The sequence below is a fragment of the Thalassospira sp. CH_XMU1420-2 genome (assembly GCF_037029325.1).
GTDB classification, from domain to species: Bacteria; Pseudomonadota; Alphaproteobacteria; order Rhodospirillales; family Thalassospiraceae; genus Thalassospira; species Thalassospira povalilytica.
This window is the reverse complement of sequence record NZ_JAYMEG010000002.1, coordinates 364,311-384,605: the sequence shown is the minus strand read 5'-3', so window position 1 is coordinate 384,605 and position 20,295 is coordinate 364,311. Positions and strand designations below refer to the sequence as shown.

General features: G+C 55.4%; 32 protein-coding genes. All 32 read left to right on the top strand.

Annotated elements, in window-relative coordinates:
• Positions 1-29 precede the first annotated feature (29 nt).
• The 32 genes from WA429_RS06565 to WA429_RS06410 all read left to right on the top strand — a co-directional run bounded on the left by WA429_RS06565 (position 30) and on the right by WA429_RS06410 (position 20,277).
• Positions 30-998: an AAA family ATPase gene (locus WA429_RS06565; RefSeq protein WP_287465539.1), complete on the top strand. Its 969-nt coding sequence runs from the start codon at positions 30-32 to the stop codon at positions 996-998.
• Between the two features lie 11 nt (positions 999-1,009).
• On the top strand, positions 1,010-1,309 hold the full coding sequence (locus WA429_RS06560; RefSeq protein WP_287465540.1) for a hypothetical protein: 300 nt from the start codon (positions 1,010-1,012) through the stop codon (positions 1,307-1,309).
• 76 nt (positions 1,310-1,385) lie between these two features.
• A complete protein-coding gene (locus WA429_RS06555) occupies positions 1,386-1,889 on the top strand; it encodes a host-nuclease inhibitor Gam family protein (protein WP_287465541.1) in 504 nt (167 codons plus the stop codon).
• Positions 1,890-1,892: 3 nt separating this feature from the next.
• Positions 1,893-2,327, top strand: coding sequence for a hypothetical protein (locus WA429_RS06550; RefSeq protein ID WP_287465542.1), 435 nt, complete (start codon positions 1,893-1,895; stop codon positions 2,325-2,327).
• Positions 2,314-2,529 (top strand): hypothetical protein, encoded by a 216-nt coding sequence (locus tag WA429_RS06545; protein WP_287465544.1) that lies wholly within the window; start codon positions 2,314-2,316, stop codon positions 2,527-2,529. Before WA429_RS06550 ends, WA429_RS06545 begins: the two co-directional genes overlap by 14 nt.
• Positions 2,529-2,753, top strand: a complete 225-nt coding sequence (locus WA429_RS06540) for a hypothetical protein (protein WP_287465545.1) — start codon at positions 2,529-2,531, stop codon at positions 2,751-2,753. The genes WA429_RS06545 and WA429_RS06540 overlap by 1 nt, the downstream gene beginning before the upstream one ends.
• A 271-nt stretch (positions 2,754-3,024) precedes the next feature.
• On the top strand, positions 3,025-3,249 hold the full coding sequence (locus WA429_RS06535) for a hypothetical protein (RefSeq protein ID WP_287465546.1): 225 nt from the start codon (positions 3,025-3,027) through the stop codon (positions 3,247-3,249).
• Between the two features lie 25 nt (positions 3,250-3,274).
• A complete protein-coding gene (locus tag WA429_RS06530; RefSeq protein WP_287465547.1) occupies positions 3,275-3,580 on the top strand; it encodes a hypothetical protein in 306 nt (101 codons plus the stop codon).
• A complete protein-coding gene (locus WA429_RS06525) occupies positions 3,573-4,229 on the top strand; it encodes an MT-A70 family methyltransferase (protein WP_287465548.1) in 657 nt (218 codons plus the stop codon). Before WA429_RS06530 ends, WA429_RS06525 begins: the two co-directional genes overlap by 8 nt.
• Positions 4,226-4,642 (top strand): helix-turn-helix domain-containing protein, encoded by a 417-nt coding sequence (locus tag WA429_RS06520; RefSeq protein WP_287465549.1) that lies wholly within the window; start codon positions 4,226-4,228, stop codon positions 4,640-4,642. Before WA429_RS06525 ends, WA429_RS06520 begins: the two co-directional genes overlap by 4 nt.
• Positions 4,639-4,908, top strand: a complete 270-nt coding sequence (locus WA429_RS06515; RefSeq protein ID WP_287465550.1) for a hypothetical protein — start codon at positions 4,639-4,641, stop codon at positions 4,906-4,908. Before WA429_RS06520 ends, WA429_RS06515 begins: the two co-directional genes overlap by 4 nt.
• Positions 4,905-5,609, top strand: coding sequence for a gp16 family protein (locus WA429_RS06510; RefSeq protein WP_287465551.1), 705 nt, complete (start codon positions 4,905-4,907; stop codon positions 5,607-5,609). The genes WA429_RS06515 and WA429_RS06510 overlap by 4 nt, the downstream gene beginning before the upstream one ends.
• Entirely contained in the window at positions 5,606-5,872 is a 267-nt protein-coding gene (locus WA429_RS06505) for a hypothetical protein (RefSeq protein ID WP_287465553.1), read from the top strand. Before WA429_RS06510 ends, WA429_RS06505 begins: the two co-directional genes overlap by 4 nt.
• 105 nt (positions 5,873-5,977) lie before the next feature.
• Entirely contained in the window at positions 5,978-6,712 is a 735-nt protein-coding gene (locus tag WA429_RS06500; protein WP_287465554.1) for a DUF2786 domain-containing protein, read from the top strand.
• Entirely contained in the window at positions 6,705-7,085 is a 381-nt protein-coding gene (locus WA429_RS06495) for a hypothetical protein (protein WP_287465555.1), read from the top strand. Before WA429_RS06500 ends, WA429_RS06495 begins: the two co-directional genes overlap by 8 nt.
• A gap of 75 nt (positions 7,086-7,160) precedes the next feature.
• A complete protein-coding gene (locus WA429_RS06490) occupies positions 7,161-7,691 on the top strand; it encodes a hypothetical protein (RefSeq protein ID WP_287465556.1) in 531 nt (176 codons plus the stop codon).
• A complete protein-coding gene (locus tag WA429_RS06485; RefSeq protein WP_287465557.1) occupies positions 7,678-8,277 on the top strand; it encodes a hypothetical protein in 600 nt (199 codons plus the stop codon). Before WA429_RS06490 ends, WA429_RS06485 begins: the two co-directional genes overlap by 14 nt.
• A complete protein-coding gene (locus tag WA429_RS06480) occupies positions 8,274-8,477 on the top strand; it encodes a hypothetical protein (RefSeq protein ID WP_287465558.1) in 204 nt (67 codons plus the stop codon). The genes WA429_RS06485 and WA429_RS06480 overlap by 4 nt, the downstream gene beginning before the upstream one ends.
• A complete protein-coding gene (locus tag WA429_RS06475; RefSeq protein ID WP_287465559.1) occupies positions 8,470-8,673 on the top strand; it encodes a TraR/DksA C4-type zinc finger protein in 204 nt (67 codons plus the stop codon). The genes WA429_RS06480 and WA429_RS06475 overlap by 8 nt, the downstream gene beginning before the upstream one ends.
• 3 nt (positions 8,674-8,676) lie before the next feature.
• Positions 8,677-9,027 (top strand): DUF2730 family protein, encoded by a 351-nt coding sequence (locus WA429_RS06470; protein ID WP_287465560.1) that lies wholly within the window; start codon positions 8,677-8,679, stop codon positions 9,025-9,027.
• Between the two features lie 2 nt (positions 9,028-9,029).
• Positions 9,030-9,329 carry a VpaChn25_0724 family phage protein gene (locus WA429_RS06465; RefSeq protein WP_287465561.1) on the top strand — a complete coding sequence of 100 codons (300 nt, stop codon included), beginning with the start codon at positions 9,030-9,032 and terminating at the stop codon, positions 9,327-9,329.
• A gap of 1 nt (position 9,330) precedes the next feature.
• Entirely contained in the window at positions 9,331-9,888 is a 558-nt protein-coding gene (locus tag WA429_RS06460) for a DUF3486 family protein (RefSeq protein ID WP_287465563.1), read from the top strand.
• Positions 9,885-11,276, top strand: a complete 1,392-nt coding sequence (locus WA429_RS06455) for a terminase large subunit domain-containing protein (RefSeq protein ID WP_287465564.1) — start codon at positions 9,885-9,887, stop codon at positions 11,274-11,276. Before WA429_RS06460 ends, WA429_RS06455 begins: the two co-directional genes overlap by 4 nt.
• Complete coding sequence (locus WA429_RS06450; RefSeq protein WP_287465566.1) at positions 11,267-12,682, top strand: hypothetical protein; 1,416 nt, start codon at positions 11,267-11,269, stop codon at positions 12,680-12,682. The genes WA429_RS06455 and WA429_RS06450 overlap by 10 nt, the downstream gene beginning before the upstream one ends.
• Positions 12,679-13,569, top strand: coding sequence for a phage minor head protein (locus WA429_RS06445; protein WP_287465567.1), 891 nt, complete (start codon positions 12,679-12,681; stop codon positions 13,567-13,569). The genes WA429_RS06450 and WA429_RS06445 overlap by 4 nt, the downstream gene beginning before the upstream one ends.
• A 296-nt stretch (positions 13,570-13,865) precedes the next feature.
• Positions 13,866-14,234: a hypothetical protein gene (locus WA429_RS06440; protein WP_287465569.1), complete on the top strand. Its 369-nt coding sequence runs from the start codon at positions 13,866-13,868 to the stop codon at positions 14,232-14,234.
• Positions 14,234-16,591, top strand: a complete 2,358-nt coding sequence (locus tag WA429_RS06435) for a phage major capsid protein (protein WP_287465571.1) — start codon at positions 14,234-14,236, stop codon at positions 16,589-16,591. Before WA429_RS06440 ends, WA429_RS06435 begins: the two co-directional genes overlap by 1 nt.
• A 111-nt stretch (positions 16,592-16,702) precedes the next feature.
• The gene (locus WA429_RS06430) at positions 16,703-17,365 is read left to right on the top strand and encodes a hypothetical protein (RefSeq protein WP_287465573.1); all 663 of its coding nucleotides are present in this window, start codon (positions 16,703-16,705) and stop codon (positions 17,363-17,365) included.
• Positions 17,366-17,368: 3 nt separating this feature from the next.
• Positions 17,369-17,881 (top strand): hypothetical protein, encoded by a 513-nt coding sequence (locus WA429_RS06425; RefSeq protein ID WP_287465574.1) that lies wholly within the window; start codon positions 17,369-17,371, stop codon positions 17,879-17,881.
• The gene (locus WA429_RS06420) at positions 17,878-18,444 is read left to right on the top strand and encodes a hypothetical protein (RefSeq protein ID WP_287465575.1); all 567 of its coding nucleotides are present in this window, start codon (positions 17,878-17,880) and stop codon (positions 18,442-18,444) included. Before WA429_RS06425 ends, WA429_RS06420 begins: the two co-directional genes overlap by 4 nt.
• Complete coding sequence (locus tag WA429_RS06415; protein ID WP_336107211.1) at positions 18,441-18,800, top strand: DUF2635 domain-containing protein; 360 nt, start codon at positions 18,441-18,443, stop codon at positions 18,798-18,800. The genes WA429_RS06420 and WA429_RS06415 overlap by 4 nt, the downstream gene beginning before the upstream one ends.
• A 1-nt stretch (position 18,801) precedes the next feature.
• Entirely contained in the window at positions 18,802-20,277 is a 1,476-nt protein-coding gene (locus WA429_RS06410; protein ID WP_287465579.1) for a phage tail sheath subtilisin-like domain-containing protein, read from the top strand.
• Positions 20,278-20,295: the final 18 nt, after the last annotated feature.

Sequence of the window (20,295 nt, the reverse complement as noted above, 5' to 3'; positions counted from 1 at the left end):
GATCAAGACGACCAATAAAGGATTTTAGCATGAACAATATCGTTGCGACAGACAGCACTTTTACAGACGAAGAGATTCAGGAAATCCGCAGCCGTGTCCAAGAGGTCATGGACGCAGAGGGCTACAGCCAAGCCGATGTGGCAAAGCTGACCGGTGTAAAATACGGCACGTTCACTGGCTGGTTCAAAGGCACTTATGCCGGCAACAATTCCCGCGTGGCGGGCGAGGTTCAAATCTGGCTGTCAGGTTTGGGCGAGAAAAAGCAGACGGCAAAGCGGGTGCCGCGCATCCCTGACTATGTTGAAACCCCGTCAACGATCGAGTTCATGAGCGCGTTGCAATATGCCCACGTGCTGCCGGAAATCGCCATTATCGCCGGTGGTGCCGGTATCAGTAAGACGACAGCGTGCGAACAATATGCCCGTACCAATCGCAATGTCTGGGTGGCGACCATGGAGCCGAGCACCAAGGGCACGCACGGCATGTTGCTTGAATTGGCAGAAGTGCTTGGCATTACCGAGAAGTCACCAACCAAGCTGTCAAAGGCAATCGTAAACCGCGTTGATGGCACCAACGGCTTGATCATCATCGACGAAGCCCAGCATTTGACAACTGAGGCGCTTGATCAGGCGCGGTCCATTTATGACAAGGCACGCGGAACTGTCGGGCTGGTGTTTGTTGGGAATGAAACGGTTTACGCCCGACTGGAAGGCAACGGACGCAAACCCGGTTTTGCGCAGCTTTTTTCACGGGTTGGCGTGCGCTGTACACAAAACCAACCGAAAGCAGCCGACATGTGTGCGTTGATCGCTGCCTGGGATGTCACTGAAAAAGAAGAAATCCGATACCTCAAGGCGATTGCGCGCAAGCCAGGCGCACTGCGCGGGATGACCAAATGCTTGCAGTTGGCAACCCTTCTGGCGAATGGCGCAGGTGTTCCTCGCACAATCGAACACATCAAGATGGCGTGGGAAAAACATTCCTCGTCAGCAGTGTGAGGAGGTTTGTGATGATCAGCCAAAAACTGTCCAACATCACAGCGGCGTTGCGGAAAATGGCCAACCACAGTTCCGGAAGCCTGAAACTCGATCATGCAACCACAGACATCTTGCTGACCAACCTGCAGGAGCTTTCCGACAGTCTTGGCTCATACGAGCATAGCGCCGGACCGATCCCTGTTGGTGAGACCAGCCTGCACGCGATCGAGCGCGCCGTTGCCCGAGGTCAGGTCATCAATCTGGCAGACCGACGCACGGCAGAAATACTGCGCCGCGATCTGCCACCGGACGGCGGGGGATCAGTCGCATGAAACGTTCCCGCATTCCCTTCATTCGCTTTTGGCTTCAACAGATCCGCTACTGGCGGACCCTTCAAAGGAAACCGCTATGACGACGATGGCAGAGATCGAACAACTGGCACAGGGCTTTGCTGCCGCCCGGATCGAGCTGCAGGAAGGTGTGACTGCCCTGCACGAGGATCTGGAAAAGATCAAGGCCCGATACATGGGCATGATCCGCAAACAGGTCGAAACCGTGCGTGAGCATGAGACAGCACTCAAGAACGCGATTGAGGGTGCACCTGATCTGTTCACCAAACCGAAGTCTCGCACATTTGCAGGGATAAAGGTCGGGTTTGGAAAGCAGCCAGGACGGCTTGAATGTCCCGAAGATGTCCTTCTGGTCGCGCGCATTCGCAACATGCTTCCTGACCAGTTTTCAACCCTTGTGAAGGTTACTGAAAAGCCGGTGAAAACGGCTCTTTCCAACCTTCCGGGCAAAGACCTTAAGCGTCTTGGTATCTCGGTTGTTGACGCTACCGACGCTGTCATTGTCAAGCCGCAGGACAGTGACATCGACAAGCTGGTTGCGGCGCTGATCGAGGAGGAATGAGCAATGTCATTCGTAACAATCGAGCCGCCCGTCAAGAATGTCAAACCGGCTATCAAGCCTGACGAAGTTCTGCTGACCACGCGCAAGGTTCATAAGTGCAACATGGTCGTTTTGCGATTTGGTGATGAGGCCGTCAAACGGCTCAAGCTCAGTGTAGGCAAGCAGTACATGGTGCGCTGGGGTGTTGACGAGCATGCCGGAAAACTCCGGCTGAGTGAGGTTTCCAAAGGCTGGGAGCTCAAAGTGCCGAAGCGCGGCAATACAGCCCAGATCACGCTCTCGCGCCTTCCGGAACAGTATCTGGGGCGGGCATTTCAGGCCAAGAAGATCACTGGCGAACATATCGACGGTGTACTGGGCCGCAGTGACCCGTTCGTCCAGCTCATCCTTCCATCTGACTTCTTTGCCGAGCCGGAGGACAGCGATGAGCAAGCGTAAGCCAACTGTCCTGTACTCGGTGCTGCTGACAGATCGCCGCAACGTCTATGTTCTGGCACGTCACGCCAAGGGAGCATTGAGCGTTGCCATATCGCATGGCTACACACCGGATCGTAGTCCCGGTGTCAGGCCGCGCCGTGTCGATGATGTGCTCAAGGATCGGGCAATCAACTTCAAATCCGCTGAGGGGGAGGCAGCCTGATGTTTGCTTATTGCTACGAGGGTGGAGACATCCAGTTCGGCGAGCAGTTGCCTGTGAATGCGATCAAGCTCGCGAGCGGTCCTGAAGCCATTCTTCGTCGCCGTATCGGTTCAAACCGTCGCGTGCCAGGCATCCCGGCCGAGGACGCAATTGGTGACCGGCAGGCAATCGAACAATACAGACGATTTCTGATGGCACCACGCAGACGTGTGCGTGGTGGCTGATGAGCCGACCGGGGCCGACCCGAACCTGTTGCAAGTGCTTTTGGTTCGGTCCCGGTACCGCTTCAGCAACGAGCAGTCCACGGACTGCTGATTGGTGCAGCGGTGTGGAAGCCAGGGGCGGCTATCTGCCTCAGAGACACACTCAGGATAACCGAGGCTGCAAGGTCCGCCTGATGATGAAGGTGCCTCATATCATCGAATTAACCGGGGTAGCGTCCGGTCTGCACCATTATTTTTTTGTCAAAAACACCTGTTTCGAGGGGCTAAACCAATGACAACTGTTCGCTGCAAGTTCACCTGTGATTCAAAATCCGAGACCGTAGATGGGATTACAGTCTGTTTTACCCCGGTTACCTCCGGTAGCTCTGAAAATAAAGAGTTCTTCAAATACACCCCTTGGGGCGAGCTGAAGATAGGAACTTTGAATAAAGATGCTGCTGCACGTTTTGAGGTCGGGAAAGAGTATTTTCTCGATCTGTTGCCAGCAACCGCCTGATCAGAGTTGAGAGCGGCAACAAGCAATGACCTTGCCAAACGCACATAACCCGGATGCACGCGCTGCGCTTGCCGATTTGGCAACCGTTGCTGCCGGGTTTGTGCGTGCGGGTCGTCCACGCGGGCCAAAAGCTCGGACTTACCTGTTGCAAGCTATCCACAATGCAAACGAAGCGTTGAGGGCCGGTGTGCCGGTTGCAGATCATTCTGTGACGATTACTGACCCTGAACAGTTGGTTCGCGCTTACATCGAGGCCGGTGGTAACTGGCAGGCCCTGGTCGCGGCCGTCAGCCGTCATTCACTTGAGGGGGCAACGCGGCGTCATGATTAAGAAGTTCGCCAAAGAATTCATGGAAGTTCGCCCGGCTGGTGGTTTTCGCGTCATACTGGCTGACGCGGCATGGCCGTTTGCCAATTACTCACCCAAGGGCGAAGGCAAAGGACCATCGGCTCACTATGACTGCATGTCAGTGGATGAGATTGCAGCCATGCCGGTTGAGCTTCTGGCAGCGGATGACTGCGCATTATTCATGTGGGTCACTTGGCCGCTGATGCCCGAATGGAACCGTGTTCTGAAAGCATGGGGTTTCGAGTTCAAAGGGCTTGCCTGGGAGTGGCGCAAATTCAATCCGGACACTGGAAAATATGCGTTCGGTACCGGCTACGGCACACGAAAGAACCTTGAGCCGTGCCTGTTGGCGACACGCGGAAATCCGCCGCTTAGATCCGAGCTGCCTGATGATCTGTTTGGTGTCGGGAGCGTGCCTCAAGGGGTGCGTTCTGTCCGCGACTGGATGGAGTGGTGGCCTGATGACGAGATCCTTGCCAAAGCGCGTGGGCACTCCCGGAAACCTGACGAACAATATGACCGGATCGAAACGATGTTTGACGGTCCATATATCGAGCTGTTTGCGCGTCAGTGCCGAAAAGGCTGGTCGGTATGGGGCAACCAGGTCGACAAGTTTGGAGACGCGGCATGAACCATATCGCGTCAAACAGCACCAAGCCAGCCGGATCAATCTTTGCCAGAACGCCGCGCAAGAAAAAGTGTGACCAACGCACGATCAGGATTGATCAGCTCAAAACGCGGTCCTTTGACTCGTTGCGCCTGCTTTACACCGGCGGGTGGATTCTTGCCGGGCCAAAGGATGTGGTTGCTGTCTCCTCAAGCGTAGCGGTTTTGCTGTTGGCCATATCGGGGCATCGGCTTGCGACAGATGAAATCCTGATGGAAGCGCTTTGGCCGCATCCGGATGACATGCCCGACTATTGGGCGGATCAAATCCGTGTTCGGGTTTGCAAGCTCAGAAGGCTCATCAAACGTGTCGGCGGAACTGAGCAGATCGTGGTCGAGCATGGTCGCGGTTACTGGCTTAGGAGGCATGCGAAATGAATGCGTCCTGGTACGAAACCGCTCGCAAGATCATAGCCGAGTTGGACCGAGGTTTGCCCGCTGACCTGTCGCTGAAAGAACGGCGGAAGGCTGTTCGCGAGGCTTACCCGTGGGGTGAGCGCAGCATGTGGCCATACAGGGCATGGTGCAAGGCGCAGCGCGAATATCTTTCCCGGTTCGAGACACCAGAAGAGAGGCTGCGCAGCCTTCCCCTTACACCGCTTGAGCGTCTGGTTGCCAAGTCAAAACGCGGAGATCAATCATGAGTGCTGTTCGCAAACCCAAAAAGCAGATCGATCCGTTCCGTCGCAGCCTTTATGCAAAGATCGAAATCGCCAAGAAAGAACTCGGCCTCGATGACGACGCTTATCGCGATATCATCGCGCAGCGTTTTGACGGCAAAACAAGCCGGACCCAGCTTGGCACAGCGCAACTGGGCGAGCTGATTGATCATTTCAAAACACTTGGCTTCAAGCCAAAGCGGAAAGCACCCAAACGTGCTGGCAGGGCGAGGCTTGCGGACAGTGACACTGCGCGCAAAATCCGTGCGCTATGGATCTCTTTGTATCATCTCGGAGTTATCTCAGACCCTTCTGAGAGCGCCTTGGGGGCATTCATCAAACGGCAAGCCAAGGTCGATGACGCTGCTTTTTTGGTGCCGGAACAAGCCTACAAAGTGATTGAAGCTCTCAAGAGCTGGGCTGAGCGCGGAGCCAAGGTCAACTGGTCGCCCTATCCGATCGGGTTCCGCGACAAAATCGAACGACCGCGTTGCCGCATTCTCGAAGCGCAATGGAAGATCCTGCATCCCGGAAAGTTTGACATCCTCGATCTCTGCCGGTGGGTTGAGCGGTTTGTGAAGAGCCCGCGCCAGATTTCGCATGTTCACCTGACGGATGATCAGGCCGACCAGGCAATAGAGGCCCTTGGTGCGCGTGTACGTGCGCTGAAAGGCGGTGCCAAGTGAACCTTGATGCACTGATCGCGCACCGCACTCATTGTTTTCTGCGCGTGCTGAAACGGGCGCGCGCCAGACACATCGATCTTTCACCCGCAGCAATCGAGAGCCTGCAGGATGCGATTGAACGCCTTGAGCGTGCCTTTGTTCGCGATGGTCAGGCCAGATATCGTCTGACGGTTCGTCATGCTGGCCAGTGGCTGGTTGTGACCTATGACGCTCGTTTGCACTGCCTGGTCACTGTCTGGCCTGACAAGAAAAGGGTGCGGTGATGGCTGATAGCGAATGCCGGGCATGTGAAGGCACGGGGTGGCTTTGGATTTGGCCTTGCACCGAATGCACCAAGAGCAATGGTCAGAAAGAAGGGACCAAGGATTATGAACGTAGACCTGAAGAAAATTCGGGAGAAGATCAGAAACCTGCGGAATAAAACCGTAGCAAACGGTTGTACGGAAGCAGAAGCCAACTCTGCAATGGCTATGGCATTTCGCTTGATGTCTGAATACGGGCTGGACGACGGTGATTTGGAATTTGAGCAGCTTCGCGCCGATAGCTATGGGGCACGCAGAACTGTCGTCGATGGTCTATGGGCTGTCGTTGGCAAAGTTTGTGCGTGCCACGTCTATTATGAAAAGTCTGACCGGACGCGCATTGTCTATACCGGGCGACCAGTTGATGTGGCTGTTGCTGAATACCTTCATGATCTTCTCAGCAGTGCGGTCAAATTTGCGACGGGTGAGTTTCGCAAGCATCCAGAATACACCAAGCGACGCAAGGCCAAGACGCGCAACGCAGCGGTAAAGGCGTTTCAACTGGCCCTTGTTGCGCGTTTGGCAAAGCGCCTTGGAGATCTTTGGTGGATCCGTGCAGAGGCAACGGGAGATGCGGAAAAGTTCTATCTTGATCACACATCGCATATCGAACGCATTTCAGCCGATATTGCACGACGCGGGGTCGAGTTTGTCAATCGTCCAAGCCTGAAGCTACCGGATCGTCGCTTTGATGGTGCGCGCGTCGTTGGATATCGTGCAGGTGACAAGGTAACGATTGATCCGGGTGTGAACGGCGCATCGCGTGACCCACTGCTTTTGCAAGGTGGTGGTAATGGTTGAAGACATCCGCTCTTGGCCTGTCGGGTTGCGCAGGTTGGCCGAAGTCATCGGTCCGGCCGCAGCCGTGCGTCTTGCAGAAGCATTTGGTGGAACCGAGGACATTTATATTCCGATCACGGCTAACCCTTCTCACTCATTCACCGATATCATCGGGCTTGACCGGCTTGAGGCTTTGTGTGCTGAATTCGGCGGACGCAAGATCGAAATTCCGCGCGGCACCTTCCGCGACCTCAAGAAAACCCGCATTATGGACGCTGATGGGACCAATCGAACCGTTGCCTTGACGCTTGGTTGTTCACAGCGATATGTCCGCAAAGTCCGCTCTGAAGTGCGTCAACAGACCCAGCCGGACCTTTTTTCCGAAAAAGAGTGATAGCCGGAACAGTTCCGGCCACGCGCGATAAGATCAAGATCGCGCATCTTGCTACCAACACAGTTGGAGCAAGTCATGTTTCCCCCGAAGCTATTTCTCGGCACCGTCATTCGACCGGTGCTTTCAAGCCTCAGTTCAGTTGACCCACGTCTGAATAGTGTGGCAGCCGAGCAATTGCTGCTGGGCACCGCCTTGGCGGAAAGCGGGCTTGCGGCTGTTTCTCAACGCGGCGGCGGTCCCGCACGTGGATTTTTCCAGATCGAACCGGCAACGGCAAATGACGTTTTCGAACGCTGGCTTAAGGTCCAGCGCAAACGCGCCCTGGAAGATATTGTTCATCGCCTTCGCGTCCTGCCGGGGCGGGAAAAGGCAATTGATGAGCTGTATGGCAACCCGTTCTTTGGCTGCGCTTTGGCACGGCTCAAATACTGGATGTCTCCCGATCCGCTGCCATCCGCAGGTGATTGGCCCGATATCGCCGCCTATTGGAAACAGCATTACAACACGCCTGCAGGTGCAGGAACGCATCAGCATTTCCTGCGCGCGATCGAGGATGTGCGGGGTCTTTGGGACATGAACGAGGAGACGGAAAATGTCGACGCCTGAAATCGCCACCAAACAATGGTGGCAGTCCAAAACCATTATCGGTGCTCTCGTATCGTTGATCTCGACGCTTTGCGCGAGCCTCGGCGTCACAATCGCACCTGAAATGCAGACTGAAATCGTCACGGCCCTGGTTGCCTTTGGCGGTGTGGTCGGTACCGGTCTTTCGATCTATGGCCGGATCAAGGCCAGCCATACCATCGGCAAGGTGGATAAGAATGCCATCCGGTCGATTGCCATTGCGCTGCTTATCTTTGGTGGCATCGGGCTTGGCGGGCCGGTGGCTTGTGCCTCCTACACCGCCTATCAGACCGAGGACGCGACACCCGCACAGACGGTTTTCGCCCTTCAGTCTGATTACAACACAGCCTTGGTCGCGGCGACCGAGTTTGTCCGAAGTCCGCAGACCGATCCCGCAACGGCCGATATCGTCAAGCGGCTGGAAATTGCTGCACATGACGCCTTGAAGGAGGCGCAGGGAGCCGTTCGGGCCGGGGATAGTCCAGCCATTCCGGTGGCGATCTCGGCAGCGCGATCAGCCCTGGCCGAATTCGGGGCATATCTTTCGAAGAAAGGAGCCCTACCGTGAGCATCGCACAACTGATCCTGCTTGGTATCCAGATCGGCAATGCCGTTTCGGCCGGTGTGCCGATGGCCATCAAGGCAAAGGAAGCGATTGACAGGATGATCGCCGAAAACCGAGATCCAACCGACGCAGAATGGGCCGAGCTTAATGCCCTGACCGATGCTTTGCGCAACGAGCTGCATCAAGGCGGCATAGATGCCTGATATGATCGACGCCGCACAGGCGAACGAGGAAATGTGGCGGGACCAGGCAAAGGCCAAGTCCCGCCGCAACCAAAAAGGGGCCGGGCGCGCCGAATGTATCGATTGCAGCGAACCGATCAAGGAAGCGCGACGGAAAGCAAATCCACATGCAGTTCGCTGCGTGCGTTGCCAGAGCGATTTTGAGCGGGGGAAATAGGTCGTGACGCTTGAACTATTGACAAAATACGGTTGGCTCATCGCCTTGGTTCTTCAGGGCTTCATTGCTTGGATTGGCTGGTCGATCAAGGAACGCTTTGTCACTCGCAAAGACTATGAGGAAGACAAAAAGCAACTCGATGGGTTGGTGAGCCGGGTCAAAAGGGTTGAGGAGATGCTCGAGGATCTGCCCGACCAGTCCGAGATCCACGACCTGAGCATGGCGCTTGAGAAGCTGTCCGGAAAAATGGGCGGGCTGATGGAACGTGTCGAGGCTGCGTACCGAAATCAGGACCGATACGAACGTGTTCTTAATCGCATCGAAGATTTCCTGCTGACCAACAAAGGGGCATAACCGTGAGCTATCCTGATTTTGTCGCGGAAAAACGCCGTTTGACCATTCTGCGATATCTGAAAGAGGAAAACGGATACTCGGCTAACGACAGCGTGATGCATTCGGTTGTCGATCATTTCGGGTTCAGTTGTTCGCGCGATATGGTGCGGGGCGACTATGCCTGGTTGCGCGATATGGGCTTGGTAACGGTCGAGGAACTTTCGGCCTCCGTCCACACTGCAACCATCACCCAGCGCGGTATTGACGTGGCTTCTGGCAATGTACGTGTTGCCGGTGTTGCTCGCCCCGGACCGGGGGCCTGAAATGGCGACGAAACCCAAGATCGAAACAGAACTCTCCGAAGAGGATCTGAAAGCTTTCCGGCACCTGATGGCGACGGGACGTTGCTCTATTGATGATCTTGTTGGTTGGCTTGGAAAGCGGGGTTACGAAATCTCCCGCTCGTCCGTCGGTCGATATAGCCAGAACTTTGAGCGTGTGGCGGCGCGTCTTAGGGAATCCCGGCAGATCACGGAAGCAATCACCACCGAACTTGGTGATGCGGCTGTGCAAGGTAAGCAGGGCCGTCTTTTGGTCGAGATGACCAGGACGCTTGTATTCGACATGCTGATGAAGTTTCAGGAAGAGGATGCTGAGCTCGATACCAAAGATGTGATGATGTTGGGCAAGGGGCTGGCTGAGTTGGGTAAAGCGCTGCGTCTCGATCAAGACTTTGAAACCAAGCTCAGAGAACAGATCCGGGATGCTGTCGATCGCAAGCTTGAAACAGTCGAGAGCGAACTGGGTGACACAGAAACATCCGATCCGAAAGCTGTACTGAAGCGCATCCGTGAAGAAGTTTACGGGATCATCGTCGAATGACCAAAACCCAGCCTGCCGTTCCATTGTTCAAATATCAGCGTGACTGGTTTCTTGACCGGTCGCGTTTCAAAATCGGCATGTTCGCCCGCCAAACAGGCAAGACGTTTACGACGGGCCTTGAGATCGTTGATGATTGTTTCGATGCGTGGGTCAACGGCAAACGCGCCCGGTGGGTCATTCTCTCCCGTGGCGAACGGCAAGCCAAAGAAGCAATGGATGAAGGCATCAAGCTTCATGCCAAAGCCTATCAGATGGGCTTCGAAGAGTTGGAGTATGAGGTCTCCGGTGCAGATGACAGCCGTTACAAAGCGCTCGAGGTCGTTCTTCCGGGGGGATCGCGCATCACTGCATTGCCGGCCAACCCTGATACAGCTCGCGGCTTCTCTGCCAATGTTTTCCTTGATGAATTCGCTTTCCATCGGGACTCTCGCGAAATTTGGAAAGCCCTGTTCCCGGTGATCAGTGCTGGTCACAAACTTCGCGTAACAAGCACGCCAAACGGCAAGGGTAACAAATTCTATGAGCTGATGACGGCCGGGGATAGCACCTGGTCGCGTCACGAGGTTGATATCTATCGTGCGGTGAGCGATGGGCTGCCCCGAAGCATTGAAGAACTGAAACAGGGCATCGCAGATCAGGATGCCTGGGAACAGGAATATGAGCTCAAATGGGCCGATGAGGCAACAGCCTGGCTAACCTACGAACTGATCATGCCGTGTGAAGCAGAGGATTCTGGTGATCCGTCAAAGTTCACAGGTGGCAAAACCTTTATCGGCAACGACATTGCACGACGTAACAACCTCTGGGTTGCTTGGGTTTTGGAAGAGGTCGGGGACGTTCTGGTCACGAGGGAAATCCGTGCCGAGAAAAATATCTCTTTCTCCCGGCAGGACGAAATCATGGACGAGTTGTTTTACCGCTACAACCCGGTGCGCATCGCAATGGACCAAGGCGGTATGGGCGAGAAGCCCGTTGAAGATGCCAAGAAGCGCTATGGCGAGTTGAGGGTGGATGGCGTTTTGCTTCAAGGGGCAACGCGCCTGAATATCGCGACGATGGGAAAGCAGAAATTCGAGGATCGAAAAATCCGCATTCCTGCCGGCGATCCTGCATTGCGCGCCGACCTTCACAAGGTTCGCAAGGTTACGGGTGTCACCGGGGGTATTCGGCTGGTTGCTGATGATGACGCAGAGGGACACGCTGACCGGTTCTGGGCGGGAATGCTGGCTATTGCGGCGGCCAGCGAGGCCGCGCTGCCGGCTGCGGGTGCAACCGTAGACCACGATCCAGAAATCTATGACGTTCGGAGCATGCCGGGCCGGGATGCTAACCGTCTTTTGCAACGGCCGGTATCGCCTTTTGACGGGAGAAAACGCACATGGGCTTGAAACATTTTCTGTCGTTTGGCGGTTTGTTTTCGAAGGAGGAGACGACTGTAAGAGAAGCGGCCGGAAAGACGATCGATAATGACGAGGAAGGTTGGCGTCGACTGACTGGCGATGCACGCCGGGATCTGTCATCGATCACACAGACCCGCATGCAGGAACTTGGCGTCTATATGTGGCGGACCAATCCGCTGGCCAATCGTCTTATCGAGCTCCCGGTGGCGTTTCTGCTGGCCGAAGGTGTCACGCTTCAGGTCAAGGATGAAGAGGCCCAGAAATGGCTTCGCAAATTCTGGAATGACCCGATCAACAATATGGATATCAAGCTGCCTAAGAAGGTCCGTGAACTGGCCCTTTATGGGGAGCAATGCTATCCGGCCTTCGTCAACGAAATGAACGGCCATGTCCGTTTGGGCTATCTCGATCCTGGACTGATCGAAACGGTTGTCACCGATCCGGACAATATCGAACAGCCGATCGGGGTGGTGACCAAGAAAGACCGCAAAGGTATTGCGCGGCGCTATCGCATCATCGTGAATGGTCCTGAAGATGCATTTTCAAAACGGACACGCGATATCCGTGAAACTTTCACCGATGGCGATTGCTTCTATTTCACGGTCAACGATCTGTCGAACGCGACCCGTGGACACTCCGACCTGTTGCCCCAGATCGACTGGCTGGATGGTTACGACCATTCACTGTTTGGCGAACTCGAGCGCTGGGACTTTCTGCGCGCATTTGTTTGGGATGTGACCCTGAAGGGGGCAACGCCCGAGGAAGTCAACCAGCGTGCCCGCGAGATTGCACCGCCGCGACCGGGCAGCGTGCGCGTCCATAACGACAGCGAAACATGGAACGCCGTCGTTCCGGAACTTAACGGAGCCGATAACAATGAAACGGCGCGTTTGTTCCGCAACCATATTCTTGGTGGCCGTTCGATCCCCGAGCACTGGTTTGGTGGCGGCGGCGATGTCAACCGCGCAACAGCGGGCGAGATGGGCGAGCCGACCTTCAAGGATCTGTCCATGCGTCAGCGCTATATCAAGCATATGCTTGAAGAGATCGGCACCTTTGTTATTCGTCAAAAGACTTTGGTCCTTTATGGCTCGGAACCCGATCAGAGCAATGAGCCGGAGGACTACGAGGTCTCAGCCGTGTTCGCAGAAATGATTGCAAGCGACACCTCGAAATACGCTACCGCCCTGGTCAGTGTTGTGACGGCGGTTGCAGCCGCTGTTGATCGTCATTTGTTGAGCCAGACATCTGCGGTCGCTCTTATTGCCCTGGTTGCCGGTCGCATGGGCCTTGAAGTCGATCCTGACGCAGAACTCGAGCAGGCTTTGAAAGATAAGGGCAAGCAGCAGGAAGAAGACAGTTTTCCGGGCTTCGAAGAGGATGAGGCCGCATGACCACCGACCCGCGGGATAAAGCCTTTCGGAAAGAGCGCAAACGCCAAGTGAAGCTTTACACTGAAGAAATGCACACCGCCCTCAGAGACGTTGTCCAGATCCTCAAGGTCGGTCGGCAACGCATTGCTGCCGAACTGGTGATGGGCGCGAGTGAGTTTCAGGCATGGCAATTGCCCAACATCCAGCAATCGATCGACAAGGTTCTTAAAGAGATCGGCGAAGAGATGGCCAGTTCGGGTAGTGAACATCTGGCCGCAGCGCATTCGCTTGGCATTGATCTTATCGAGAAGCCTTTGGCCGCTGGTGGGGTGCGAATTGCCGGACTACTGCCTGATGTGGATCGCCGCCAACTGATGGCGATCCGGTCATTCCTTACCGATCGCCTGAAGAATGTCAGCGCCGACGTTGCCAGCAAGGTGAAGGGCCAGATCGGCCTTGTCATGATCGGTGGTCAGACACCGGCCGATGCAGCCACGTCTGTTTCCATGCTGATCGAGAGCGAAAGAAGCCGGGCTCTTACGATTGTTCGTACCGAGATGGGGCGTGCTTTTTCCGTCGCGTCGCAGGAACGTCAGAAACAGGCGGCCGAAATGTTGCCTGGTCTGCAAAAACAGTGGCGGCGATCAGGAAAGGTTCACAGCCGTACAAGTCACGACCTGGCCGATGGACAGATTGTTGAAGTCGACAAGCCGTTCATTGTTGGGGGCGTAGAGTTGATGTATCCGCGAGATCCAAATGCACCGGCACAGGAGACGATAAATTGCGGCTGCGTTTCCCTTCCTCACATGGAGCACTGGGAGGTCAAGAATGCCGAACGTATGCCGTTCAGCGACGATGAAATTTATCGCAATCCACGCAAACGAGATCTGGCGCGCGAGTTGAATTGAAGGATTGGAACCGGCAAAATCGTTCATTCGATTTATTTTGCCATACAAGCGCAGTTGGCTCTATAGATGGGGCGTTGCTGCTCCCAATGGCCTCTTAGGCCTCTCACAGCCTCTTAAAGCCTCTTAAAACCGAATGTTTCAGTGTTTGGGGAGCCGGATTGCACATCAGTCCGGAGGAGAAGCTGTGGACCGGAACTGTTCCGGACACGTCATTAAGCAATCACACCGATAGATTGGCACCAAAGCGGCCTGACGATCAAGGCCGTTTGTGTTTCATCCGACAAGGTGTGAGAGCAATGTCCAGTTCGAAAGCTGCAGAACCTTCGACCGCTTCCACGGAAATTAATTCCGAAGCCGACAAGGACAAGGATGCAACGGCCGGTGCAAACCAGCCGTCAACCGAGCCTGCCAAAAAGGCGGCACCCGCGAAAAAGGCGGCGACTTCCAAAAAGGCAGATGATGCAGAACCTGATCTCGATGCCGAGGCTGTTGCAAAGCAGCTCGACGTTAAGGTTCTTGTCGTCAAATCGGTCGACAAGAAGCGCGGGCCGGTCACCGACGAAGTGCCCGTCAAGGCCGAACACATACTGTCATGGGTTGTCCGTGACAAAGCTCTGACGGCTGTCACGATTGATGGCCAGAAGCACCAGGCGGAGCTGAAGTAATGGCCCGTAGCAAACTGTTTCTCGCATCAGCGGGCATTGCCGCACTGGTCGCTTCGGCAACATCCGCAAAAGTATTCATTACCGATTTCCGGGAAGCACAGGGAATTCCGGCATTGGGGTTGATCGGTCCTGATGCGGTCCGCGAAGCTTTTGAGGGCGATCTTCGCCAGTTGCAGGATCTTCTGCAGGGGGCAATCAAGAAAGCGCTTGAACTTTCCGGCGAAGAAGATTGGTGGCCCTATATCCACGGCCTGTTCGACGACTTCATTGTTGTCGAGAACAAGGATGGCAAGTTGCTCCGGTATCCCTACGAAGTCGACGGGACAAAGGTGTCTCTTGGAAATCCGCAGGAAGTCATCAAGACTTTCGAACCTGTCACTGACGGCGGTATGCGCGAGGCTGTCGGGCCTTTCATCGAAGCGGATAGCAAAGCCACACAGTATCGCATTCGCGTAATTCGCCAAGGCGTTTCAGGAAACCGGAACTTTTACCCAGCAGATGTTCTCCGCGAGGCCGTGCCACTGTTCGATGGCGTGCGTGTCTTCGTTAAGTCTGACGAGGAACACCTTAAAGGCCAGGGCAAGGATGTCCGCAACCTGATCGGTGTTCTGCGCAATCCTGCCTTTGTCGAGGCCGAAGGTGAAATTCACGCCGATCTCCTGCTGATCGAGCCTGAAGGCGATATCGCAGTCAAAATTCGGGAAGCATGGAAGCAGCAGTTAACTGACCTGTTTGGCTTCTCGATTGATGCACGGGCCAAAGCCCGTGTGATCAACAAGGATGGTCAGCGCGTCCGCGAGGCTGTCTCTTTTCTCAAAGTAAGTTCCGTCGATCTGATCGTAGAGCCAGGCGCAGGCGGCGGCATTATCAACCTTCTTGAAGCACAAGGAACCGCAGTCATGGGACGCGACGAAATCATCGCTCTGCTTGAAGCCAAAGGGCTTCTCAAAGACAAGGATACAGAACAGCTGTCTGATGATCAGCTGATCGCCATGCTGACCGAAGCCGTAAATCCCGAAACCGATGAAGGTGCGGACGATCTTCGCGAAGCTGAAGATGAAAACTCCCCGGTCACGCGGGCAGAACTTCGTATGGTCGAAGCGCGTGCAAGTGCTCGCGTTTTGATCGATGCCAGCCAACTGCCGGATAAGGCAAAGCTGCGCCTGAAGGCGAAGTTTGATGCGATGGACAGTTTCACTGATGCAAATGTTCGTGAAGCCATTTCCGACGAAGCAGACTACATCGCGACCTTCACTGAAAGTGGTTCTGTCCGTGGGCTGGGTACCGTCGGGTCGCGTATTCAGATTGGTGAAGACCGGTTCGAAAAAACCTCGCAGATGTTCGAAGCGTTCTTTGATCCGGACCACAAGGATCATCGCCACGCGCGCTCTTTCAAGGAATGCTATGTGCAGGTAACTGGCGACAAGTATGTCACTGGTTCCATTCGCAACTGCGACCAGTCGCTGATGCGTGAAGCTCTGGCATCAGGAACCTTTGGCGACGTGCTGGGTGATTCCATTACCCGCCGTATGATCGCCGACTACAACGTGCCGACCCGCTATGACGTCTGGCGTCAGTTGGCCAACATCGTGAATGTTGCCGACTTCCGTTCGCAGGAACGCACCCGCTTTGGCGGTTATGGCGATCTTCCGGCTGTCGCCCAGGGTGCAGACTATGCAGCTCTTGCTTCGCCGACGGACGAAAAGGCGACCTATGCTGTCGCGAAAAAAGGCGGTACCGAAAGCATCACGCTTGAAATGATCAAGAACGATGATGTTGGTGTCATTCGTCAGATCCCGATCAAGATGTCTCGTTCTGCCAAGCGTACCCTCGGCAAGTTCGTTCTCGACTTTATCAAGGACAACCCGGTCATTTACGACGGCGTAACCCTGTTCCATGCCACGCACGGTAACCTGGGTGCTGCGGCGCTCGACAAAGCCTCTTTCGCTGCCGGCCGTCTTGCGATGCTTGAGCAGACCGAAAAGGACAGTGGCGAGAAGATGGGTATTCCGCCGACCTTCCTGTGGGTTCCCGATACCCTCGAAGAAACGGCAGTCGATCTCTTCCGTCGTAATACCGAAAACGACAAGAACTTTATCCAGGCACAGAACGTCCAGGTGGTCCCTGTCTGGTATTGGACCGATGCAAACGACTGGGCGTTGTCGGCCGACAAAAACGACATTCCGAGCATCGAGATCGGCTTCCTCGATGGCAATGAAGAGCCGGAATTGTTTGTCCAGGACAACCCGACAAATGGCTCGATGTTCGCCAGCGACAAGCTGACCTACAAGATCCGTCACATTTATGGCGGCACCCCGGTCGACTTCCGTGGCCTCTACAAAGGCGTGGTTGCCTAGTACGGCGCTTTGAACCTTGGCTGAGAGGTCTGTCAAAGGCCTCTCAGCGACATACCCGATTTAGGGGTGACTGCCGGGAAAGATCGGCTTTCCTGTTTATTGGTGAGAGCAATGGCGTTCGTAGATTTTCAGACACTGGTTGATGGACTGGTTCGCGACGAAAGCGGCGCGGTATCGGAAAATGAACGTGACCAGGCTATCAATCTGGCCGTCGTCCGCTATTCGACCGATCGGCCTCGATCGGCAATCGAAGCCATTATCGGTACCGGTAACCTTCTCGACCTTCCGGAAGACTGGGCACTGAACTTCAGTTCTCTTCAGGCGATTTGGCTTCCCAGCGACAGTGGGCGCGTTCCACTTGAAGGGAGACTTGAAAACACATTGGCGGGGCTGCGAATTCGGCTCGCTGAGAATCTCGCAGCCGGGACAGAAGTGCATGTTGAGTATTCCATTCTGCACGAGGTAGCAGACCTCGTGGATACAGTCCCGATGCGAGATCGTGAGGCCGTCGCAAGCTGGGCAGCACAGTTGCTGCTTGAACAGCTATCCAGTCTTTATTCCGGTCATCGCGAGCCCACTATTCAGGGCGACACAACCGATTGGCAATCCAAAGGCCGGGACTATGCGGCACGCGCCAAACGCTTGCGCGAGAACTATCTCAATCACCTTGGAATCGATCCGAAACGCACGGTGCCATGTGGAGCTATTGTGAATTTCGATCTGCGTGATCAGCTCGGTGGCGATCGTATCGTTCATAAGCAGCGGAGACGTTGAGCAATGGCTTTCGACGTCCGCATTGATATCCGTGAAGCCGCAGCTCTGGCTGATGCCTTCGACAAGTCACCGAAGATCGTCACGGAAGAGCTTACTGCCGCGACGTGGGAAGCGAGCCTTTTGCTGGAGCGTGAGGTCAAGGAAAACACGCCGACCGGTGTTGGAGGTGGTGGCGGTCTCAAAGGGTCGATCAGCGCGCGGGAGCCTCAAGTCCTGTCTGACAACGTGATCGGCATGGTGGGGACGCCGCTTGCACATGCGGTTCCGGTCGAACTTGGAACCCGCCCGCACTTTCCTCCAGTGCAGCCGCTTGCGGACTGGGCCGAGCACAAACTTGGACTTTCGCCCGCCGAAGCGCAGGGGGCTGCATTTGCGATTGCCCGCAAGATCAGCCGCACCGGTACCAAGGGAGCGCATATGTTCGAGCGGGCCTTTGAGGACAACGATCTTCAGGTGCAGCGGATCTTCGACCGAGCACATGCCCGGATTGCCGATCGCATGGGAGGCCGGGCATGAGCCTTACTGAGATCAGAAACGCAATCGCTGCAAAAATCGCGACGGTGCCGGGGGCTGGGAAAGTCCATCGCTACGAGCGTTATGCCGTGGCTCAGAAGGATTTTCGCAACCTTTATGTATCGGAAAACAAGGTGTGCGGATGGTTCGTGCGCCGGGTGCGGACGGTCGAGCAGGAAGACTCAACGAATGCGAACCGCGAAATCCATTCCTGGCGCATAGAAGGGGTTATGAGCTTCGATGATGCCAATCAGAGCGAGATCGTATTCGACGATCTGATTGAGCAAATTCGAGCAGCTTTCCGCCATGACGAGACAATCGGTGGTGTTGTCGAGACGACGCTGGTTGACGGCCTTGCCGGTGTCCAGCTCGAAGACAGCGGGCCTGTCATGTTTGCCGGAACTCTCTGCCATCGTGCGCGCCTTTCCCTTCAAACGCGGGGCTTTGTCGACGTCGGGGAAATCGCGATCGACAGTTTCAATACTGGTGTCCCCGAGTGGGATCTCGCGGCACCTGACGGCACGACGGATGCCAAAGACACGATCACACTGGAGCAAGACCAATGACCAACAAAGTCAATGTTGTGCCTGGAAAGGATGGCTTGAAGGTGCGTACCGAAAATGGTGCCCGCCATATCCGCCCTAAAGGCGAGAGCGTTTCGCTCACTTCCTATTACCGCCGTCGGATCGCTGCAGGTGATCTCAAACAGGTTAAAGATTTGCCTGAAGAGACACATGAGCCCGACACACCAGTGGTCGCAGAGGAGGTCACTCTCGGCTCGCTTCTCAAGGCGCTTGATTATAGCGACCAGGCGCAGGCGACCGAAGATGGGAAACCGTCTCTCACCTATCTCTCAGACATTCTTAATCGCCGTGTGACGCGCAAGGAAGTTGACGCGGCCCTGAAGGAAATGGAGGCCTGAAATGTCGATCAGCTTCGATAGTATTCCGACGAACTTGCGAGTTCCGTTCGTCTATGCCGAGTTCGACAACACGAACGCGGTATCCGGTCCGGCATTGATGCCTTATCGCAATCTGGTCATTGGCCAGCGCATTGCGAGTGGTCAGCCCGTTGCTGCTCTGACACCGATCCGGGTCACCAGCCCTGCTCAGGCAAAGAACTATTTCGGTGCTGGTTCGATGCTTGCCCAGATGCTTGAACGCCAGCTGCAGAACAATAGCGTTACCGAGACCTGGGCAATTGCACTTGATGATGATGCTGCCGCACAGGCCGCAACCGGCGCTTTGACAGTGGGCGGGACGGTTTCGGCCGGCGTCATCTATCTTTACATCGGTGGTCGTCGTGTAAAGGTTGGTGTGTCTGGCGATGATGCGCTGAGCGATATCGCCAGCAACATTGTTGATGCGATAACGGCCAACACAGATCTGTCGGTCTCTGCTGCTGTTGACGGCGTTACGGCCGAGAAGGTCAACCTGACGGCACGTAACAAGGGCGTTGCGGGGAACGATCTGGATATCCGCGTCAACTACTACGATGGCGAGAGCCTGCCTGAAGGCTTGACGCTGACGATTACAGCCATGTCTGGTGGGCAGGCAAACCCGGATATCGAAGACGTGTGGGCTGCAATCGGTGATGAACACTACAACGTCATCACCAACCCCTACACCGATGCTGCTAACCTCACAGCGCTCGAGACCGAACTGGTCGATCGTTGGGGACCGCTGCGCATGATTGAGGCGATGGCCTTCAGCGCAGCCACGGGAACACATTCTGCATTGGGCACACTTGGCGACAGCCGCAACAGCCCGCATGTCTCTATCATGAACGGTGCAGGCAGCCCGTCTCCTACCTGGGAAATTGCGGCCGCTGTTGCAGGCAAGGTTTCGTACTACGCCAACATTGATCCGGCCCGTCCGTTCCAGACGCTGACGCTGGATGGCATCCTGCCACCGAAGACGCAGGATCGGTTCACGCTGCAGGAAAACAACCTGCTGCTGTTCGATGGCATTTCGACCTTCATGGTTGATGACGGTGGGTTGGTTCGTATTCAGCGTCTCATCACAACCTACAAGACCAATCCGCAGGGTGCGGAAGACATCAGCTATCTCGATGTCAATACGCCGCTGACCCTTGGCTATCTGCGCTACGATTTCCGCAATTACATCCTGCGCAAATATCCCCGCCATAAACTTGGCAATGACAGCACGAACTACGGTGCCGGTCAGGCAATCATGACGCCTAAGCTCGGCAAGGCCGAGGCGATTGCACGTTTCCGCGTATGGGAAGAACAGGGTCTGGTCGAGAACATCGATCAGTTCAAAAACGATCTGATTTGCGAGCGCAATGAAAGCGATCCGAACCGGCTCGACTGGTATCTGCCACCGGATCTTATGAACCAGTTCCGTGTTGGCGGGGCCAAGATCGGCTTCATTCTCTAACCGCTTTCCGTGAGGAGA

What these genes read in the sequence shown, in the direction of transcription:
- WA429_RS06565 (WP_287465539.1), top strand. Translation starts at nt 30, where the DNA reads ATGAACAATATCGTTGCGACAGACAGCACTTTTACAGACGAAGAGATT.
- WA429_RS06560 (WP_287465540.1), top strand. Translation starts at nt 1,010, where the DNA reads ATGATCAGCCAAAAACTGTCCAACATCACAGCGGCGTTGCGGAAAATG.
- WA429_RS06555 (WP_287465541.1), top strand. Translation starts at nt 1,386, where the DNA reads ATGACGACGATGGCAGAGATCGAACAACTGGCACAGGGCTTTGCTGCC.
- WA429_RS06550 (WP_287465542.1), top strand. Translation starts at nt 1,893, where the DNA reads ATGTCATTCGTAACAATCGAGCCGCCCGTCAAGAATGTCAAACCGGCT.
- WA429_RS06545 (WP_287465544.1), top strand. Translation starts at nt 2,314, where the DNA reads ATGAGCAAGCGTAAGCCAACTGTCCTGTACTCGGTGCTGCTGACAGAT.
- WA429_RS06540 (WP_287465545.1), top strand. Translation starts at nt 2,529, where the DNA reads ATGTTTGCTTATTGCTACGAGGGTGGAGACATCCAGTTCGGCGAGCAG.
- WA429_RS06535 (WP_287465546.1), top strand. Translation starts at nt 3,025, where the DNA reads ATGACAACTGTTCGCTGCAAGTTCACCTGTGATTCAAAATCCGAGACC.
- WA429_RS06530 (WP_287465547.1), top strand. Translation starts at nt 3,275, where the DNA reads ATGACCTTGCCAAACGCACATAACCCGGATGCACGCGCTGCGCTTGCC.
- WA429_RS06525 (WP_287465548.1), top strand. Translation starts at nt 3,573, where the DNA reads ATGATTAAGAAGTTCGCCAAAGAATTCATGGAAGTTCGCCCGGCTGGT.
- WA429_RS06520 (WP_287465549.1), top strand. Translation starts at nt 4,226, where the DNA reads ATGAACCATATCGCGTCAAACAGCACCAAGCCAGCCGGATCAATCTTT.
- WA429_RS06515 (WP_287465550.1), top strand. Translation starts at nt 4,639, where the DNA reads ATGAATGCGTCCTGGTACGAAACCGCTCGCAAGATCATAGCCGAGTTG.
- WA429_RS06510 (WP_287465551.1), top strand. Translation starts at nt 4,905, where the DNA reads ATGAGTGCTGTTCGCAAACCCAAAAAGCAGATCGATCCGTTCCGTCGC.
- WA429_RS06500 (WP_287465554.1), top strand. Translation starts at nt 5,978, where the DNA reads ATGAACGTAGACCTGAAGAAAATTCGGGAGAAGATCAGAAACCTGCGG.
- WA429_RS06495 (WP_287465555.1), top strand. Translation starts at nt 6,705, where the DNA reads ATGGTTGAAGACATCCGCTCTTGGCCTGTCGGGTTGCGCAGGTTGGCC.
- WA429_RS06490 (WP_287465556.1), top strand. Translation starts at nt 7,161, where the DNA reads ATGTTTCCCCCGAAGCTATTTCTCGGCACCGTCATTCGACCGGTGCTT.
- WA429_RS06485 (WP_287465557.1), top strand. Translation starts at nt 7,678, where the DNA reads ATGTCGACGCCTGAAATCGCCACCAAACAATGGTGGCAGTCCAAAACC.
- WA429_RS06475 (WP_287465559.1), top strand. Translation starts at nt 8,470, where the DNA reads ATGCCTGATATGATCGACGCCGCACAGGCGAACGAGGAAATGTGGCGG.
- WA429_RS06460 (WP_287465563.1), top strand. Translation starts at nt 9,331, where the DNA reads ATGGCGACGAAACCCAAGATCGAAACAGAACTCTCCGAAGAGGATCTG.
- WA429_RS06455 (WP_287465564.1), top strand. Translation starts at nt 9,885, where the DNA reads ATGACCAAAACCCAGCCTGCCGTTCCATTGTTCAAATATCAGCGTGAC.
- WA429_RS06450 (WP_287465566.1), top strand. Translation starts at nt 11,267, where the DNA reads ATGGGCTTGAAACATTTTCTGTCGTTTGGCGGTTTGTTTTCGAAGGAG.
- WA429_RS06445 (WP_287465567.1), top strand. Translation starts at nt 12,679, where the DNA reads ATGACCACCGACCCGCGGGATAAAGCCTTTCGGAAAGAGCGCAAACGC.
- WA429_RS06440 (WP_287465569.1), top strand. Translation starts at nt 13,866, where the DNA reads ATGTCCAGTTCGAAAGCTGCAGAACCTTCGACCGCTTCCACGGAAATT.
- WA429_RS06435 (WP_287465571.1), top strand. Translation starts at nt 14,234, where the DNA reads ATGGCCCGTAGCAAACTGTTTCTCGCATCAGCGGGCATTGCCGCACTG.
- WA429_RS06430 (WP_287465573.1), top strand. Translation starts at nt 16,703, where the DNA reads ATGGCGTTCGTAGATTTTCAGACACTGGTTGATGGACTGGTTCGCGAC.
- WA429_RS06425 (WP_287465574.1), top strand. Translation starts at nt 17,369, where the DNA reads ATGGCTTTCGACGTCCGCATTGATATCCGTGAAGCCGCAGCTCTGGCT.
- WA429_RS06420 (WP_287465575.1), top strand. Translation starts at nt 17,878, where the DNA reads ATGAGCCTTACTGAGATCAGAAACGCAATCGCTGCAAAAATCGCGACG.
- WA429_RS06415 (WP_336107211.1), top strand. Translation starts at nt 18,441, where the DNA reads ATGACCAACAAAGTCAATGTTGTGCCTGGAAAGGATGGCTTGAAGGTG.
- WA429_RS06410 (WP_287465579.1), top strand. Translation starts at nt 18,802, where the DNA reads ATGTCGATCAGCTTCGATAGTATTCCGACGAACTTGCGAGTTCCGTTC.